The organism is Sphingobium sp. B8D3B (genome assembly GCF_025961875.1).
Taxonomy (GTDB): domain Bacteria; phylum Pseudomonadota; class Alphaproteobacteria; order Sphingomonadales; family Sphingomonadaceae; genus Sphingobium.
On record NZ_JAOQON010000001.1, the window covers coordinates 1,050,600 to 1,068,006 of the forward strand.

Consider the following 17,407-nt stretch of genomic DNA (forward strand, 5'->3'; position numbering starts at 1 on the left):
GACGCTCAATCATCGGCGTCATGCCCGTAGTCATTTCTCAAGCTTTGCCATTTAAGGCGCCGCTCTACCGTCAGACCATAGGCGGCGGGAGAGATGCATGTCAGTGGCGACCGGGCTAAGTTCAGATCTCGCGGACCTCCTGCGCGCGTTTTCTGCCACCGAAACTGAAATCGTGCAGTTGGGCACGATCGCGCAAGCGGCGCGGATGCATGAATTGCTCCAGCTCCGTCGGCAGTTCGTCGAGCAATTCGGGCTGGTAAGCGCCGCGCTCCAGAGCGAACCCATCCTGCTCGCCTCGCCAGCTCTGACGACGCAGGCCATGCGTCTGCTCGCGGCTTTCCGCTCACGTAATGCCATCAATCAGGCGGACTGGCCGGTCATTCGTGTCCGGGACGATCCCATCGCCTATCGCGATGCGTCCCAGCATGTGAAGGATGCGTCACGGGACTTCTGGGACTGGACCGAAACCGCCCTCGACTTCCGGCGATAGGCACGCAATCCTCGCCAAAAGCGCCGCGAGGATTGATTTTTGATGCCCGGGGCGACACAAGCCGGGCCATGACTTCGCCATCGACACCCCTCCCCACCCGCCGCATCGCGGACATGGCCGTCTCCGCCATCAGTCTGGGCTGCATGAACCTCTCTCACGCTTATGACGCCCCGCCGAGCGAGGAGGAAGGCGCGCGCCTGCTCAATCATGCGCTCGACATCGGCGTGACGCATCTCGACAGCGCAGCGCTGTATGGCGGTGGCAAGAATGAGGGCCTGATTGCCCGCGCTGTTGGCCATCGCCGCAAGGACTTCGTGCTGTCGAGCAAGTGCGTGCTCGATCTGATCGACGGCGAGCGTGTGCTCGACGGGCGGCCGGAGACGATCACGGGATCGCTGGAACGCTCGCTCAAGCGGCTCGATACCGATTTTATCGATCTCTATTACATGCACCGGCTCGATCGGAACGTGCCGATCGAAGACTCGATGGGCGCTTTGGTGCGCGCGAAGGAAGCCGGGAAGATCGGTGCCATCGGCCTTTCCGAAATGTCCGCAGCGAGCATCCGCCGCGCCCATGCCGTGCATCCCGTCGCTGCCATTCAGTCCGAATATTCGCCCTGGGTGCGCAATCCGGAAGTCGCCGTGCTGGACACCTGCCGGGAACTCGGCATCGCCTTCGTCGCCTTCTCGCCGGTCGCGCGCGGCATGCTCGCCGGCGCCATCAGCAGCATCGATTTCAAGGCCGGCGACATTCGCATCCCCATGCCCCGCTTTCAGGAACCCAATTTCAGCCACAATCTCAAGCTTGCCAAGCGCTTCAACGCGGTCGCGGCCGACCTCGGCATCACGCCTGCCCAGCTCAGTCTGGCCTGGGTGCTGGCACGCGCGCCGGAGGTCATCGCCATTCCCGGCACGCGCTCCATCGCGCATCTCGAGGAGAATGTGAAAGCGGCCTCCATGACCCTTACGCCCGAATCCATCGCGGCCGTGGACGCGATTTTCGCGCCTGGCGCGGTTGCGGGCGCGCGTTATCCCGCACCGGTGCAGAAGCAGATCGATACCGAATTGCTGCCTGAGGAGGCGGACGCGGCATGAGCGTGACACTGGATGACGCGACGCGGCGGGCGATCGAGTGGGACTGCACCACGCTCATCAATCGCTACACGCTGCTCAACGACGCGGCCGACTGGGATGCCGTCGCGGCCCTCTATACCGAGGATGGCCAGATGGCCCGGCCGAGCGCACCGGATCAGCCGATAAAGGGACGTGACGCCATTCTTGCGACCTTCAACAGCCGGCCGGCCCGTGCGGCGCGCCATGTGGTTTCCAACGTGGTCGTGGACGTCGTAAGCGAGACCGAGGCGACGGCGCTGTCCGTCATCGTCCTGTATCAGGGCGTCGCGAGCGACACTGGTGGGCTGCCCGTGCGCGATCCCAAGGGGCCGCTGATCGGTACCTATGCGGACCGCCTGCGCAAGACACCGGAGGGATGGCGCTTTGCAGAGCGGCGCGGCGGTCTGGATTTTGCGGCATGACCGGAGCACCCGCACCACAGCCGGATGACTTCCAGGCGTTCCTCTCCCGGCCCTATCGCATCGAATGGGGACATTGCGACCCGGCGGGCATCGTCTATGCGCCGCGCTTCCTCGAGATGTTCGGCGAGAGCACGATCATGCTGTTCGAGAAGGCGCTTGGCGTGCGCAAGCGGGACATGCTGAAAACCCAGGGCGTGGTTGGCTTTCCGATGGTCGATGTGTCGGCCAAGTTCCAGCGCCCCGCCGCCTATGGCGACGATGTGGTGCTGGAGGTGGAAGCGCCCGATTTCGGCAATTCCAGCTTCACCATTCGGCATCGCCTGCTCAAGGACGGGCATGTCTGCGTGAGCGGCACCGAAAAGCGGGTGTGGACCGTGCGGGACAGCGAGCGCCCGGGCGGGATGCGCGCGGAGCGCGTGCCTGATGACATTCGCGCGCGGTTCGCGCTGCCGGGAGCGTAAGGCTGCCCAACCTATCGAGGGCGCACAGCCATTCGATAGAGGGCTATCCATTTGCCAAAGCCTGCGCCATGATGCCCTCATAACAAGAGGACTCATGGAGGGGCTTATGGTGATGGGGGATGCGGGCATGCCGCGTCTGCGTAGCGGCGGCTATCAAGCGTGGCTGGTGGGACTGCTCAGCCTGAATTTCGGCATCGTCTTTTTCGATCGGCAGGCGCTCAACGTGCTGATGCCGTTCGTCCAGCCCGAGCTCGGGTTGTCCAACGCTCAGATCGGCCTGCTCGCGGGCGGCCTCTCCTTCACCTGGGCCATTGCCGCCTTCGCCATCGGCCGCCTGTCGGACACGATTGGCAATCGCAAGCTGCTGCTCGTCGGCGCGACTTTGGGCTTCTCGCTCTGCTGTTTCCTGAGCGGGATGGCGACGAGCTTCCTCTTCATGCTGTGCGCACGGATGCTGATGGGCGCGGCGGAGGGCGGCGTGATGCCGATCAGCCATGCCATGGTCGCCAGCGAAGTCGACCCGCGCCGTCGCGGCCTTGCGCAGGGCATCGCCCAGAATTTCGGGTCCAACCTGCTTGGGTCTTTTCTCGCGCCGGTCTTGCTGGTGTGGTTCGGCCTGGAATTCGGATGGCGCAACGCCTTTTTCCTCGCGTCCATTCCCGGCATCATCTGTGCCCTGCTGATCTGGTTCACGCTGGAGGAGCCCGCAGCGCCGGCACGGCCACAGGTACAGGATGGCCAAGCCCAAGGTGTCCTCAGTGTGTTGCGCACCCGCAATGTGCTGGTCTGCGTGCTGCTGGGCGTGCTGATGGTCAGCTATTTCGTCATCTGCCTGACCTTCCTGCCGATCTACCTCACCAGCGTCAGAAGCTACACGCCGACGGAAATGAGTTGGCTGATCGCAACCCTAGGCATTTCCGCGACTATCGGCAGCTTCGCGATCTCCGGTCTGTCGGACTGGATCGGGCGGCGGCCCGTCATGATCGCCATGCCCCTGCTCGGCATCATCCTGCCGCTGGGCGCGCTCTACTGGAGCGGGTCGATCTGGGGGCTGGTCCCGATCTTCTTCTTTGGTTGGGGCCTGAACGGGATCTTCCCGTTGTTTATGGCCACCGTCCCATCCGAAAGCGTCGATCCGCGCCAAGCCGCGACGGCGCTGGGTCTCACCATGGGATCGGCGGAAATCCTGGGAGGGGTCTTCGCGCCTTCGCTGGCCGGTGTAGCGGCGGACGCGACCAGCCTTGCCGCGCCCTTGTGGATCATGGTGGTGCTGGCGATCCTCGGCGGGATCGTGGCGATGTTCCTCACCGAAACCGCCCCCTCGCAACGCGCCAGGATGGCGGCCGCGCCTTGACAGGATCCGATGCCGGGCCACGCATCTGGAAAGCGCGGCCCGGCATCATAGTTCTTGCGATTAGGCCGGCACGCTCGCGAGGCGTTTGGCTGCAATATCGGCGCCTTCGCGCAGGGCCTGCAGCTTCTTCCACGTGACGGCGGGATCGATCTTGCCATAGCCGGCAAAGGTGCCAAAACCGCAATCCGTGCTGCCGATCACGCGCTCAGCGCCGACGATGCCCGCAAAGCGCTCGATCCGCTGGGCGACCAGTTCCGGATGCTCGACATAGTTCGAGCAGCTATCGATGAGGCCCGGGGCCAGCACGAGATCGTCGGGCAGCTTCGCATCCCGCCACACGGTCCACTCATGCTCGTGGCGCGGATTGGCCGATTCAAACAGCACGACGCCGGGGCGGGCCCGCAGGATCGTCGGCAGCACCTTGGCAAGATCGATGTCGCAATCATGCGGGCCTTCATAATTGCCCCAGCAGATGTGCATCCGCAGCCGGTCGCGGGGGAGTCCTTCGGTGGCGGCATTCAGCGCCTCGACATTGGCCTCGGCAATCTTCACGAACTCTGCGTCGCTCACATCCTGATAGCCTGTGTGGCGGGACATGGCGAGGTCGGGACAATCGAGCTGCAGGTCGAAGCCCGCATCGATGATCGCCTGATATTCAGGGCGCATGGCCGTCACCAGATCCGCGAGATAGGCCTCGTGGCTTGCATAATAGGCATTGGGCTGGAAGGCCGTGATCAGGCCGGGGGACGCGGCATTCATGAAGCCGCGTGCGCCCTTGCCCTGTGCCTTGAGCGCCTGATCGAACCGGCGAATGTCGTCATGGCAGGGCTGCAGGTTCTTGAGCTTCACCGGTGCGATGCACGAGGCGCGGGTGAACTCCTGATCGCCCATGATCGCGGCCAACTTCTTGCGCAGATCCGGCAAGGGCGCGAGGTCGAGCGCCGGCTTGCGATCGGTGTGGCCGCCAAAGCCCTCCAGACGCTCGATGATATAGGTCGAATAACCGACCTTGCCGAGTTCGCCATCGGACACGATGCTGACTCCGGCCTCGACCTGCTTGGCAACGGCATCGTCGATGGCCTGCTGCACAACCGTCTCGAACTGCGCGGCGTCATACGGCTCGCCATGATCCTTCGCGAGCAGCAAGGGAACAAGTTCCGGCCCGCGCGGCAGACTTCCGACATGTGTCGTTGCGATCACAGTACTCAACCCTTTCTTCAATTCAACGCTATGCCGCCGCCCCTCGCACGACCGGTTCGATCAGGCAAGCCCGAGAGAGGCCGGGCCAAAAACGCAAGGCTTACCGCCATTTGCGGGAACAGCCATTGTTGACAATATCCAATGATGTCTCAGCATCTCCCGGGCAGCTGTCCGGCCCGCCGCTGTTCACACTATTGCACATATTGCTGGCCTCAAACCCTCATGTTATGCCGCCGCCACGCCGTTGCATGTCCGCTACGAGACATGAAAATCAGCAACGGCAACATGGAGAGGAGATTGCCCATGCGCAGATTTTGCGCGCGATCCGTTGCGTCCTATGCCCTGGCCTGTGCGTTAGCCGCACCGGTTTATGCCCAGAGCGGCGAACAGCCCCAAAGTACCCAGAACACGGACGTTACCGGCGATATCATCGTCACCGCCCAGTTCCGCGAGACACGGCTTCAGGATACGCCGATCGCCATCACGGCGGTCAACGCCGCCCTCCTGGAGCAGCGCGGACAGACCAGCATTGCCGACATCGCCAACCAGTCGCCCAACGTGACCTTGCGGCCACAACCGCAAAATGGCGGCGCCGGCCTCATCGCCTTCATCCGCGGCGTGGGGCAGACCGACTTCAACTATGCCCTCGACCCCGGCGTGGGCGTCTATATTGATGATGTCTACATTCCGACCCTCTCCAGCTCACTGCTGGACCTCATGGATCTGGACCGGGTCGAGATCCTTCGCGGCCCGCAGGGGACGCTGGCGGGCAAGAACTCGATCGGCGGCGCCATCAAGCTGTTCAGTGCCAAGCCCGATGGTTCTGGCGGCGGGACGCTCGAGGCCACCTATGGCTCCTACAACCGTCTCGATCTGCGCGGCATGGCCGACTTCGCGGTGACCGACAATCTGTTCGTCCGCCTGTCTGGCGCCGCGAAGAGCCGCGATGGCTACCTCAAACTTCTGGATTATGGCGCGACCCACCCCGGCTCCAACGTGCCGGCCAGCAACAACCGGGGCGCGGATCCCGTCGTCGGGACGCAGGGCGGCCAATCCTACGTTGCCGGTCGGATCGCGCTGCGCTGGCTGCCGTCCGATGCGCTCGAAGTGAACCTGTCCGGGGACTATACGTCGGATAAGTCGGAGCCGGCGCCAACCGTCCTGGTCGCGGCCGGTCTGCCGGGGCCGACCTCGACCAACCCCAATCCGTTCAACCCGGCCATCCCCAACCCCGGTACGAATGCCAATGGCGGTGCCTGGCTGCCGGGCAAGAATGGCAGTCCCGTGCCGGTAGGTTGCGCCTTCGTGCCTTATGGGGCCTATGGCTGCGATTCCTTGGCCAGCTCGGCCTATGGCGGCGACCGCCGTTTCATCAGCTACGCCAATTTCGTGGATGGAATGCTGCCCACGTCCCAATCCCCCTACAAGCCCTACACGGCCTTGCAGAACCAGGACTTCAAGGGCTGGGGCATTCACGGCAATGTGACGTGGACGTTGAGCGACAGCCTCAATGTCGTGTGGATTTCCTCCTATCGCGAATATCAGTCGAACTTCGGGCAGGATCAGGACGCGACTCCGGTTCCGGTGGCGCAACTGGATAACCAGCTCAACCATCATGCCTGGAGCCAGGAACTGCGTTTGAATGGCAAGCTAGGCACGTTCGCCGACTTCACCCTCGGCGGCTTCTACTTCGATCAGAAAGGCACCTACTCCGCCCGTGTCGACCTGAACTATGCCGGCATCGACTTCCTGCACGGTCCCGACACCACGCCGTCCACCTCGAAAGCGCTGTTCGCCAATGGCGTGATCCGGCCGCTGGAAGGATGGAGCATCTCGGGCGGCCTGCGCTACACGCGTGATGAAAAGACCTATACCTACTTCCGCCGCAACCCGGATGGTACGGTTCCGTTCGGCAACTGGACGCCAGCGCAATTGCCGTCCCTCCCGATCTGCGAGTTCTTCCAGGGCGCACCGACCGCAGGACCGACCGGCATCGGCAACACGCCCAACTGCCTGCTCTCCGGCCTCTACAATGTCAGCGACAGCTTCAAGGGCGATCGCTGGGACTGGCGGATTTCCACCGACTTCCGATTCTCGCCGGAACTGCTGGTCTATGGCTCAGTCGCCACAGGCTTCAAGGGCGGCGGGGTTAATCCCCGGCCGTTCTTCGGGCCCTCGGCGGGCTCGTGCACGGCACCGGGCTATGTCGCTCCGGCACCCTGCAACCAGCTCGGCAGCTTCAACCCGGAAACGCTCACCACCTATGAGCTAGGTTTCAAGTCCGACCTGTTCGATCGGCGCGTGCGGCTGAACGGCGCGGTGTTCCTGAACAAATATAATGACATGATCCTCACGCTCTCGGCGTGCCCATCCGTGCCCTGCCTCAAGCCGACCAATGTCGGCAAGGCGGACGTCAAGGGCTTCGAGCTGGAAACGACCATTCATCCGTTCGCGGGCTTCACCGTCGATGGGAGCCTCAGCTACATCAACTTCCAGTATAAGGAAGTCGGCACGTCCGGCATCTCGCTCGATGCGGTGACGCCTTACACGCCGGAATGGACCTACAGCTTCGGCCTGCAATATGATCATGAGATCACGCCCGGCACGGTGAGCGTGCGGTTCGATGGCTCCTATCAGTCCGATGTCTTCACCGAGACATCCAACTCTGAGTGGAGCCGGGTTGAGGGCAACTTCCTCGCCAATGGGCGCCTCTCCTTCACCACGACGGACAAGGACTGGCGTGTCTCGCTCGAAGTGCAGAACATGTTCAACAAATATTACTTCCTGACCAAGAGCGATGTCAGCGCGTCGCTTGGCGTCGTGACGGGCGTGCCTGCGCCATTGCGGACTTGGGCGGTCTCCGTGCGCCGCAGTTTCTGACCGCTTCGTCAAGCCAGTGGATCGGGAGGGGCGCACCGTCGCCTCTCCCGATCTTATTGTGCGCACAAGTGCCGCACAAACAGCGCGGAAGCGGTTGCGCCGCAGATGCTTTGGACACTATCAATAAGCCGACCGCCTGCCTTCCCGCGAACAGGACTCGTACATGCTCATAAAACGGCTCGACCACGTTAACATCCGCACCCGTGACCTGCCGCCGGTGGTGGCGTTCTACCGCGACATTCTGCTGCTGGAGGAGCGCGATCCGCCGTCCAATCTGGACCGGACGATGGTGCGGTGGATGTACGATCACAAGGACGATCCGATCGTCCACATCAGCACGCCCGGCGCGCTGTCCGAACATGGGGTTTATGACAATATCACCGGGACGACGGGCGGCCTCGATCATGTCGCCTTCCAGTGCGTCGGCCTCGGTCCGCTGATCGAGCGGCTCGAGGCGCATGGCGTGCCCTGGCGGGAGAATCGGGTCGAGGTGATCAAGATGACGCAGGTCTTCCTGCACGATCCCACGGGCGTGCAGATCGAACTGAATGTGTTCGACCAAGACCCGGCCTGAACGCGCCTAACCGGAGAGGACTGCACAGAATGACCGACGCTGGCACGGGACAGCCGCCCAAGGCACTTGAGCAGTTCGACATCGCGGGGCGCAGCGCGCTCGTGACAGGCGCTGCCTCCGGCATCGGCCTCGCTTATGCCGAGGCGATGGCGGAAGCCGGCGCACGGGTCACGCTGACGGATGTCGATGGCGCCTCCGCCGAGCGGGAAGCAGCCCGCCTGCGGGCGCAAGGCTATGAGGTGCGCGCCGACGAGCTCGATGTCTCCGACCGCGCCCGCAGCACCCAGGTGTTTGATGCACATGAGGTTGCTTATGGCGGACTGGACATCGCCTTTGCCAATGCCGGCCTTGGGATCGGCCCCGGCTTCTGGAAGCCAGAAGGCGGCCGCGACCCGCAGGGCCAGATCGACACCTACGATCCGGCCATCTGGGACCGGATCATCGCGATCAACCTGACCGGCGCCTACAATACGATGCGCGATGCTGCGCGGCTGATGAAGAAGGGGGGTAAAGGCGGCTCGATCATCGCCACCTCGTCCAACGCCGCCGTGATCTGCGAGCCGATTGTGCCGATGCCCTATATGCCGTCCAAAGCCGGGGTCAGCCACATGGTGCGCCATCTCGCGCTGGAGCTGGGGGCCTATCAGATCCGCGTCAACGCCATCTTGCCCGGGCCGTTCGTCACAAACATCGCGGATGGATCGCTCAAGGATCCCGTGGTTCGCAAGGCCTGGGACGACGCGACCCTGATGGGGCGGATTGCCGAGACATATCAGATCAAGCCGCTGGCGTTGTTCCTTGCCTCCGATGCATCGAGCTATGTAACCGGGGCGCAAATGATGATCGATGGCGGCATGTCGCTCGGCCGGCTCGGCTGAGCAATATCGCGCTGCCTCAAGCCAAGACCAGAACAGGAGTGACACGCATGACCACATCCGCACAGGCCGCCATCTGCAAGGGCGGCGAAGCGCCGTTCGCTATCGAAGCCGTGACGCTGGACGAGCCGCGCGCTGACGAGGTGCTGGTGCGCATCCACGCCTGCGGCATCTGCCACACCGATATGGCCGCACGCGATGGGCAGCTCCCGACTCCGCTTCCCATGGTGCTGGGCCATGAAGGCGCCGGCGTGGTCGAGAAGGTCGGGTCCGAGGTGACCCATGTGAAGCCGGGCGACCGGGTGCTGATGAGCTTCAACAGCTGCGGCACCTGCCCGAGCTGTGAAGTCGACAAGCCCACTTATTGCTACAATTTCGTGCCCGAGAACTGGATCGGCACGAGGCCGGACGGCAGCCACACGCTGCATCGCGATGGCGAGGGCGTGAATGCGAATTTCTTTGGCCAGTCTTCCTTCGCCACTCACGCCATCGGCCATGCCCGCAACGTCGTGAAGGTGCCCGAAAGCGCCGCCCATGTACCCCTCTCGACCCTCGCGCCGCTCGGCTGCGGTTTCATGACCGGCGCCGGTGCCGTGCTGCGCAGCATGAAGGTGCGCGCCGGCATGCCCATCGCCGTCTTCGGCACGGGCGCTGTCGGCCTCGGCGCGATCATGGCCGCCAAGATCGCGGGCGCGAACCCGATCATTGCCGTCGACATCCACGATAATCGCCTCGCGCTGGCCCGCGAACTGGGCGCGACCCACACGATCAACGGCAAAACCAGCAATGCCGAGGAGGAAATCCGCAAACTCTGCCCGCAGGGTCTGGGCTATGCGTTCGATACGACGGGTCTGAAGGCGATTATCGAGAGCGCCGCCGGACTGATTGCGCCGCTTGGCATCGTCGGCATCGTCGGTGCATCCGACCCCGCCGCCAATCTGACACTCAACGAGTCAGCCTTCATGGGTGGCGGCAAGCGGCTGATGGGAATCCTGGGTGGCGATTCCGATCTGTTCGGCTTCCTGCCCGAGTTGATCGACCATCATCTTGCGGGTCGTTTCCCGCATGACCGGCTCATCAAGACCTTCCCGTTTGCCCAGATCGATGAAGCCTTCCATGCCGGCGAGAGCGGCGCGGTGGTGAAGCCCGTTCTTGTGATGGATGCCTGACCGGTGGCCTGATCCTCGACAAGCCGCGCCCGTTCTTCTTCGGGTGTGGCTTGGATCGGCCATGCGGTGACGAGCTAGCGTTGCCGCTTCCATCTTTTGCTGAACATGTTAATTACTTTGCGTGGGCTGACGGCCCTGCCGCAGGCGCGATTATGCGTTCGCGTATGTGATAATTTCATATATAGAGAGAATGACAATGACGGCAGCAACAAACATCATGGGAGCGGCGGCATGACGGCGCGGGGTCTGGCAGTCGAGAAGCCCAAGGCAGTCGAAGGACCGACGGTGCGCGATGCCGTGATGAGCCTGCTGCGCGATCTCGGCATGACGACATTATTCGGCAATCCCGGCTCGACTGAGCTGCCGTTGTTCCGCGACATGCCACAGGATTTCCAATATGTCCTGGGCCTGCAGGAAAGCGTCGTCGTCGGTATGGCGGACGGCTTCGCGCAAATGAGCGGCAATGCTGCGTTTGTTAACCTGCATTCCTCTGCCGGCACGGGCCATGCGCTTGGCAACATCTTCACCGCGTTCCGTAACCAGACGCCGCTGGTGATCACCGCAGGGCAGCAGGCCCGCAGCATCTTCCCCTACGACCCGTTCCTCTATGCCGAGCGCGCCACGGAGTTTCCGCAACCCTTCGTCAAATGGACCTGCGAGCCTGCGCGCGCCGAGGATGTGCCGTTGGCCATCCTGCGCGCTTATCATATGGCGATGCAGGCGCCGCGCGGTCCGGTGTTCGTCTCGGTGCCCATCGACGATTGGGATCGCGCCTGCCAGCCGATCAGCACCTCGACTGTCTCTCAGGAATCGATGGCGTCCCCTGCCCTCATCGGTGCCGCCGCGGACGCACTGAACGCCGCGAAATCGCCGGTGATCGTCGCCGGCGCTGGCGTCGGCCGCGAGAATGCGCGCGCCGCGCTCCATGCGCTGGCGACGGCGCATCAGGCGCCGGTGTGGGTCGCGCCAATGGCTGCCCGCGCCGTGTTCCCGGAGGACGATGCCCTGTTCGCGGGCTTCCTCCCGGCTTCGCGTGAAGCCATTGTGGGCGCGCTGGATGGCCATGATCTGGTACTGGTGCTGGGCGCGCCGGTCTTCACTTATCATGTCGAGGGCTTCGGCCCTTATGTGCCCGAGGGCGCGCAGATCATCCAGATTGTGGACGATCCCGCCACGGCAGCCCGCACGCCGGTCGGCACCGCTATCGTCGGCAATGTCGCGGATGCGATTGCGCGCCTTAATGCTGCATCCAATGCTGCACCCCGGAAGGCGCCAGCACCTCCCGCGAGCCATGCCGCCGAAAGCCCCGATGGCGCCGCCATTTTCGAGCCCTATCTGATGCAGCGCCTCGATGCCCTGCGTCCAAAGGGCATCATCATCAGCGAGGAAGCGCCGAGCACGCGCGGGCCGTTGCACGATCATTTCCCGATCCGGCTCGAGGATGAGTTCATGGCCACCGCCAGCGGCGGGCTGGGCTTTGCGCTGCCTGCTGCGGTCGGCGCTGCCCTTGCGCAACCGAACCGCACGGTGCTGTGCCTGCTGGGCGACGGGTCTTCGATGTATTCGATTCAGGGCCTTTGGACGGCGGGCGACCTTAAGCTCGACGTGCGCTTCCTCATCGTCAACAATGGCGGCTATGCGGCGCTCGACCAGTTCGGTGCGCTGTTCGACATCGAGGTGGTGGGCAGCAAGCTGCCGGGTATCGATTTCGTGAAGCTTGGTGAGAGCATGGGCGTGCCCGGTGCGCGCGTTTCCGACCCCGCAGCGCTGGACGATGCGATCCGGGATCTGTTTGCCGGCAGCGGCCCCCGCTTGCTGGAAGTCATGGTGGAACGGGCGCGCTGAGGCTTATGCTGCGCGCAGCATGAGCGGCGAGCGCCGGTGTCCGATAGGAGAAAAAGATGAGCAAGACATTCATTACCTGCGCGATCACCGGCGCATCGCCGATGCCCAAGCATCCCAACTTTCCCTTCCGCCCCGAGCATGTGGCGCAGGAAGCGCTGGATGCGGCCGAGGCCGGCGCGTCGATCATCCATGTCCATGTCCGCAATGGCGAAGATGGCACGCCGAGCCAGGAGATGGACGACTATCGCAAGGTGGTGAGCCTCATCCGGGAAAGGAACACCGACGTGATCCTCAACGTCACGACCGGCCCGGGCTGCATGTGGTTCCCCAAGAGCGCCGAGGAGCCGGCGATGCCGGACATCGAAAAGACCCTGATGTTCACTGCGGAGCGGCGGATCGAGCATATTCTCGACCTCAAGCCCGACATGTGCACGCTCGATATCTGCACCATGAACCTGTGGGGCGGCATCGCAATGAATCTGGAGATGATCGTCGGTAAGATGGGCACCATGCTGCAGGATGCCGGCGTGCTGACCGAGATCGAATGCTTCGAGGCCGGCGATTTCGTCTTCGCGGACGATCTGATGGCCAAAGGCCTCATTCCCAAGAACGCACCCTTCACCTTCGTGCTCGGCACCAAATATGGCCTGCCCGCGACGCCGGAGGCGATGATGTATTCCAAGAACCAGATTCCGCGCGGCGCGCCCTTCACCGGCTTTGGCATTTCCCGCCACAGCTTCCCCATGGCGGCGCAGTCTGTGCTGCTCGGCGGGCACATGCGCGTTGGCTTCGAGGATACGATCTACCTGCGCAAGGGCGTGCTGGCGCAGAGCAATGCCGATCTGGTGCGGCAGGGCGTCGAGATTCTTGAGAAGATCGGCGGTGAGCTTGCCACGCCGGGTGAGACCCGGCAGATGCTCGGGCTTAAGCAGTGAGGCGGGCACAATAGGGCAGGCCCGCCGACGGCTATTGGGGGATCGCGGCATGGAAGCGAAGGCGGAGTCCTCGTCGGTCAAATCGGCCACGCGGACGCTCGACATTCTGGAATATGTCGTCAGCAGTGGCCGTCCGGTCAGTGCTGCCGAGATTGCGCTCTCCCTGGCGATTCCCGTCAGCAGCCTCTCCTATCTGCTCGGGACGCTGGTCGAGCGCGGCTATCTGCTGCGCAGCGGCCGACTCCATTCGCCCGGGCCAGCGCTCGCCCGTCTAAACCCAGCGCCCGAGGCCATCCCGCTCAAGGACCGGGTCTATCCGGTGCTGAGATCAGTCTCGCGGCAACTCAACGAGACCGTCTCCTTCTTCGTCCGCCATGGTGAGAATATGGAGGCGATTGCGGGGGAAGTGGCGCCGCAAGCCCTGCGCTATACCATCGAGGTTGGCCGCCTAGTCCCGCTCCATGCCTTTGCCGCCGGCAAGGCCATTCTGGCCGCGCTCGATCCGCAGGAGTTGGACGCCTATTTCGCGGCGGCCAGTCGCGCCGCGTTCACGCCACAGACGCGCACTGCCGAGGCAGAGCTGCGCCGCGAACTGGCACAGATCGCGCAAACCGGTATTGCGCGCACTGCTGAAGAGTTCACCCCCGGCATCATCGGCATCGGCCATGCCGTGCATGTGGGCGGGAGTCTGGTCGGCGCGATCAGCGCCGCCATCCCGGTTGCGCGGGCTACATCAGAGCTTGAGGAGCGCGCGGCCGTCCTGCTCACCCAGGCGGCCCAGGCCCTTGGCGGAGAATGAAGGCAAGGCGCAGGGGGTCATCAACCTCCTCGCACCGCTTCCCGATGCCAGCGTCGAGGAAGTCTTCGACCTGATCCTCGAAAAGGCAGGCGCCCGGATCGAGCGGATCGTGTCGCAGGGGCAAGTGACGCCCGAGGTCGCGCCATACGATCAGCCGCATGACGAGTGGGTAATGCTGATGGCCGGCGCGGCCCGGCTTTGGCTGGAGGACCGTGGCGAATGCCCGCTGTCACCCGGCGATGCGCTGCTCATTCCCGCTCATGTCCGTCATCGGGTCGTCTGGACGCAGGCGGCACCGCCGACCGTCTGGCTGGCTGTGCATTTCCCGCAGGATGGCCCGGCAGACTGAACTGCCGGGCGGAGCGTAGCCGATCAGTTGCCGCGCGGATGCTTGGTCATCATCGGCGTGAAATTCTCGATGATGAAGGCGCGGCCCAGCACCGGATGCGCGAAGCTCATCGGCACTTCGTAGCGGTGCGGCCAGGTCTGCCGCACTTCCTTCTCGGGCAGGATGCGGTCGGGGCCGTTGGGATCTTCTGGATAAGGCTTCTGCGCCGGCTGCAGGTGCGCGGTGGTGTGCGCCCAGCCCTTCTCATAGTCGCCCTGCCACTGCATCATATAGTCGAGGCGCTTGATCTTCCAGACGCCGTCTTCCTTGACATAGTCATTCTCGTAGATGCCGGACTCCCAGAATTGCTGCGGCACCCCTTCGGGCTTTTCGTGCAGCGCGTCGTCATGCCAGCCACCGGCGAGAATGCCGCGGAAGCGCCCCTTGGCGGTCTGGCCATCCTCGGCAATGGTGATCACGTCCTGCAACTGAAAATGATCGAGCAACAGGCCATGAACCGGGCCGCGCCGGCCGCCGGTGAACAGGTTCTGGAACCATGTTCCATAGAGCCGCATCACGCCCTCATATCCGACATATTCGCCGGAGAGGAACACAACCACACCCTCCTTGGCGAAGAGGCCGGCAACCTCCTCGGGGCGGTTATAGTCGATATAATAGCCATAGGCCCATTGGAGCCGACGGATCGCGTTGATATCTTCGAGTTCCTGAACCTTCTTTTCCAGCTTGGCCAGGCGCGATTCCACCTCAGACATTATCGACTCCTCTCTCTTTGACTGTATGTTTTGCTAACAAAGCACAAATAGCCGGCGAGAGGAAAGAGTCATCATGAGCAGCACGGATTGGTCCGGAAAAGTCGCGTTCATCACCGGCGCGGGCACCGGAATCGGCTTCGGGATTGCGCGGGCTTTCAGCAACGCCGGCATGCGCCTTGCCCTCTCCTACCGCAATGAAGAGCAGCGCGCGCGCTGTACCAAATGGTTCGAGGAGCGCGGGAGGGAAGTGCCGCTCTGGATCAAGCTCGACGTGACCGACCGGGCGGCGTTCCAACAGGCGGCAGAGCAGGTCGTCGACCATTTCGGCGCCTGCCATGTGCTGGTAAACAATGCCGGCGTCTCCGTCTTCGGCCCCACCGATGAAGCCAGCTTTGCCGACTATGACTGGATCATGGGCGTCAACTTTGGCGGAGTGGTGAACGGCATCGTGTCCTTCCTGCCCAAGATCAAGGCGAGCGGCGAAGGCGGCCATGTGGTCAACGTCGCGAGCATGGCGGCCTATCTCTCCGGGCCGCAAGCCGGGATCTATACCGCCAGCAAATTTGCCGTGCGCGGCCTGACGGAGTGCCTGCGCTATAATCTGGTGCCCTATGGCATTGGCGTCTCGCTGGTCTGCCCGGCGCTGGTCGCGACGGATGCGGCGCTCTCCGCGCTCAAGCGCCCGGCCGAATTTTCGGGCAGCGGTTTCGCACCGGTGGACGAGGCGGAAATCCGCCAGTTCGCGACCGCTTTCGAGAATGGCGTGGACCCTCTGGAGGCCGGTGAGAAGATTTTTGCCGGCATGGTCGAGAACCGGGGCCTGATCTTCACCCACCCCGAATTTGCGGAAGACTTCAAGGACATCTACGAAACCAGCCTCGCCGCCCTGCCGGATGAAGTCGCGCCGCCGGCGCGCCTTGAGGTCGAGCGGATGCGCCGGGCCGCCAACAGGGCCGCTTTGGAGGGCGCAAAGATCGGCTTGAGCGACCTGACCTGACCGGAACCTGCCGAGCGCCTTGCGTACGCGACGGTGACGATCCAATAAGACGCAAAGACAGGGGAGAATATATGAACGGCAAATCCATCGCCTCTCTGGCCGCCTTGCTGGCCGGCGCCACCCTTGCGCCGACGCCTGCAGCCGCACAGGACGCGGCCCAGCGCTGTGCGGCGCTCACCAGCCAGAATTTCGGCGCCGAGGTGAAAATCACCAGCGCCATGCTGGTACCGGCCGGCCCCTCCAAGGCGCCGCCGCCACCGGGCGAGCCGCCCGCGACGCTAGTGCTTCCTGAACATTGCCGCGTGGATGGCGTCATCAACCAGCGCACGGGCGCCGGTGGCAAGACCTATGGCATCGGCTTCGCCCTTGCGCTGCCGAAGGATTGGAGCGGTCGCTTCCTTCTGATGGGCGGCGGCGGACTGAATGGCAGCATTCGCGAGCCGATCGGTCCGGTCGCGGCCGGCAACCGCCCTGCCCTCTCCCGCGGCTTTGCGGTGCTCAGCCATGACAGCGGCCACAAAGGCGCGGTGTTCGACAACGCCTTCATGGTCGATCAGCGCGCGACGCTCGATTTTGCGGAGAGTTCGGTGCGCACCGTCACGCTCGCCGGCAAGGCGATCGCACAGGGCTTCTACGGCAAATCGGCCACGCGCAGCTACATGACCGGATGCTCGACCGGCGGCCGGGAGGGCATGCTCGCCGCACAGCGTTATCCCGAGCTGTTCGATGGAATCGTGGTCGGCGCGCCGGCCATGCGGACCGGCAATTCAAACCTCGGCATGAGCTATGCGCAGGTGATGTTCAACCAGGCCGCGCCCAAGGATAACAAGGGCGCGCCCCTGATCGACCGGACCTTCTCGCCGGCGGATCGCCAGCTCATCCTCAAGGGGCTGCTCAACCAGTGCGACGGCCTCGATGGCCTTAAGGACGGGATGATCGAGAATGTCGGCCAATGCCGCTTCCAGCCTGCCCGGCTGCAATGCACCGGCGCGAAGGCGGATTCGTGCCTGAGCAAGGCGCAGGTCGAGGCCCTTGAGCGCGCCTTTGCCGGGCCGCGCGACAAATCCGGCTACCCGCTCTATGCACCGGTGCCTTATGATACCGGCATCGTCGATACCTCTGGTCCGGTCTCCGGCTACATCACCACCGGCGCGCCGGGCGTGTTCGGCCCGCCGCTGCGCGACCTCACGATC

The 17,407-nt window shown here is 63.8% G+C and carries 16 protein-coding genes and 1 pseudogene; 15 read left to right on the plus strand and 2 right to left on the minus strand.

What is annotated here, in order from left to right; translation table 11 throughout:
* Positions 1–97: 97 nt before the first annotated feature.
* The 5 genes from M2343_RS04890 to M2343_RS04910 all read left to right on the plus strand — a co-directional run bounded on the left by M2343_RS04890 (position 98) and on the right by M2343_RS04910 (position 3,839).
* A complete protein-coding gene (locus M2343_RS04890) occupies positions 98–490 on the plus strand; it encodes a hypothetical protein (RefSeq protein ID WP_264575798.1) in 393 nt (130 codons plus the stop codon).
* A 68-nt stretch (positions 491–558) separates the two neighbouring features.
* Entirely contained in the window at positions 559–1,584 is a 1,026-nt protein-coding gene (locus M2343_RS04895) for an aldo/keto reductase (RefSeq protein ID WP_264575799.1), read from the plus strand.
* Positions 1,581–2,024 (plus strand): nuclear transport factor 2 family protein, encoded by a 444-nt coding sequence (locus tag M2343_RS04900; RefSeq protein WP_264575800.1) that lies wholly within the window; start codon positions 1,581–1,583, stop codon positions 2,022–2,024. The genes M2343_RS04895 and M2343_RS04900 overlap by 4 nt, the downstream gene beginning before the upstream one ends.
* Positions 2,021–2,485 (plus strand): acyl-CoA thioesterase, encoded by a 465-nt coding sequence (locus M2343_RS04905; protein ID WP_264575801.1) that lies wholly within the window; start codon positions 2,021–2,023, stop codon positions 2,483–2,485. The genes M2343_RS04900 and M2343_RS04905 overlap by 4 nt, the downstream gene beginning before the upstream one ends.
* Positions 2,486–2,591: 106 nt before the next feature.
* Positions 2,592–3,839, plus strand: a complete 1,248-nt coding sequence (locus tag M2343_RS04910) for an MFS transporter (protein ID WP_264603865.1) — start codon at positions 2,592–2,594, stop codon at positions 3,837–3,839.
* Between the two features lie 60 nt (positions 3,840–3,899).
* Here the strand turns inward: M2343_RS04910 and M2343_RS04915 are convergent, their stop codons facing one another.
* Entirely contained in the window at positions 3,900–5,039 is a 1,140-nt protein-coding gene (locus M2343_RS04915) for a cobalamin-independent methionine synthase II family protein (protein ID WP_264575803.1), read from the minus strand.
* Between the two features lie 303 nt (positions 5,040–5,342).
* Between M2343_RS04915 and M2343_RS04920 the strand changes: the two genes are divergently transcribed.
* The 8 genes from M2343_RS04920 (at position 5,343) to M2343_RS04955 (ending at position 14,465) form a co-directional block, all read left to right on the plus strand.
* Positions 5,343–7,919: a TonB-dependent receptor gene (locus M2343_RS04920; RefSeq protein ID WP_264575804.1), complete on the plus strand. Its 2,577-nt coding sequence runs from the start codon at positions 5,343–5,345 to the stop codon at positions 7,917–7,919.
* Between the two features lie 163 nt (positions 7,920–8,082).
* A complete protein-coding gene (locus M2343_RS04925) occupies positions 8,083–8,493 on the plus strand; it encodes a VOC family protein (RefSeq protein WP_264575805.1) in 411 nt (136 codons plus the stop codon).
* A gap of 29 nt (positions 8,494–8,522) precedes the next feature.
* Entirely contained in the window at positions 8,523–9,371 is an 849-nt protein-coding gene (locus tag M2343_RS04930) for an SDR family NAD(P)-dependent oxidoreductase (RefSeq protein ID WP_264575806.1), read from the plus strand.
* 47 nt (positions 9,372–9,418) lie between these two features.
* Complete coding sequence (locus M2343_RS04935; protein WP_264572800.1) at positions 9,419–10,537, plus strand: NAD(P)-dependent alcohol dehydrogenase; 1,119 nt, start codon at positions 9,419–9,421, stop codon at positions 10,535–10,537.
* Between the two features lie 231 nt (positions 10,538–10,768).
* A complete protein-coding gene (gene mdlC, locus M2343_RS04940; protein WP_264575807.1) occupies positions 10,769–12,382 on the plus strand; it encodes a benzoylformate decarboxylase in 1,614 nt (537 codons plus the stop codon).
* A 56-nt stretch (positions 12,383–12,438) separates the two neighbouring features.
* Positions 12,439–13,317 (plus strand): 3-keto-5-aminohexanoate cleavage protein, encoded by an 879-nt coding sequence (locus tag M2343_RS04945; RefSeq protein WP_264575808.1) that lies wholly within the window; start codon positions 12,439–12,441, stop codon positions 13,315–13,317.
* A 49-nt stretch (positions 13,318–13,366) separates the two neighbouring features.
* Positions 13,367–14,116: an IclR family transcriptional regulator gene (locus M2343_RS04950; protein ID WP_264575809.1), complete on the plus strand. Its 750-nt coding sequence runs from the start codon at positions 13,367–13,369 to the stop codon at positions 14,114–14,116.
* Complete coding sequence (locus tag M2343_RS04955; protein ID WP_264575810.1) at positions 14,103–14,465, plus strand: cupin domain-containing protein; 363 nt, start codon at positions 14,103–14,105, stop codon at positions 14,463–14,465. The genes M2343_RS04950 and M2343_RS04955 overlap by 14 nt, the downstream gene beginning before the upstream one ends.
* Positions 14,466–14,488: 23 nt before the next feature.
* On the opposite strand, the gene M2343_RS04960 is transcribed toward M2343_RS04955, so the two are convergent.
* Positions 14,489–15,217 carry a nuclear transport factor 2 family protein gene (locus tag M2343_RS04960; protein WP_264575811.1) on the minus strand — a complete coding sequence of 243 codons (729 nt, stop codon included), beginning with the start codon at positions 15,215–15,217 and terminating at the stop codon, positions 14,489–14,491.
* 73 nt (positions 15,218–15,290) lie between these two features.
* On the opposite strand from M2343_RS04960, the gene M2343_RS04965 reads away from it, so the two are divergent.
* Positions 15,291–16,214: an SDR family oxidoreductase gene (locus M2343_RS04965; RefSeq protein WP_264575812.1), complete on the plus strand. Its 924-nt coding sequence runs from the start codon at positions 15,291–15,293 to the stop codon at positions 16,212–16,214.
* A 218-nt stretch (positions 16,215–16,432) separates the two neighbouring features.
* Positions 16,433–17,341: pseudogene (locus M2343_RS16710) on the plus strand (tannase/feruloyl esterase family alpha/beta hydrolase); the annotation flags it as partial.
* Between the last annotated feature and the right edge of the window lie 66 nt (positions 17,342–17,407).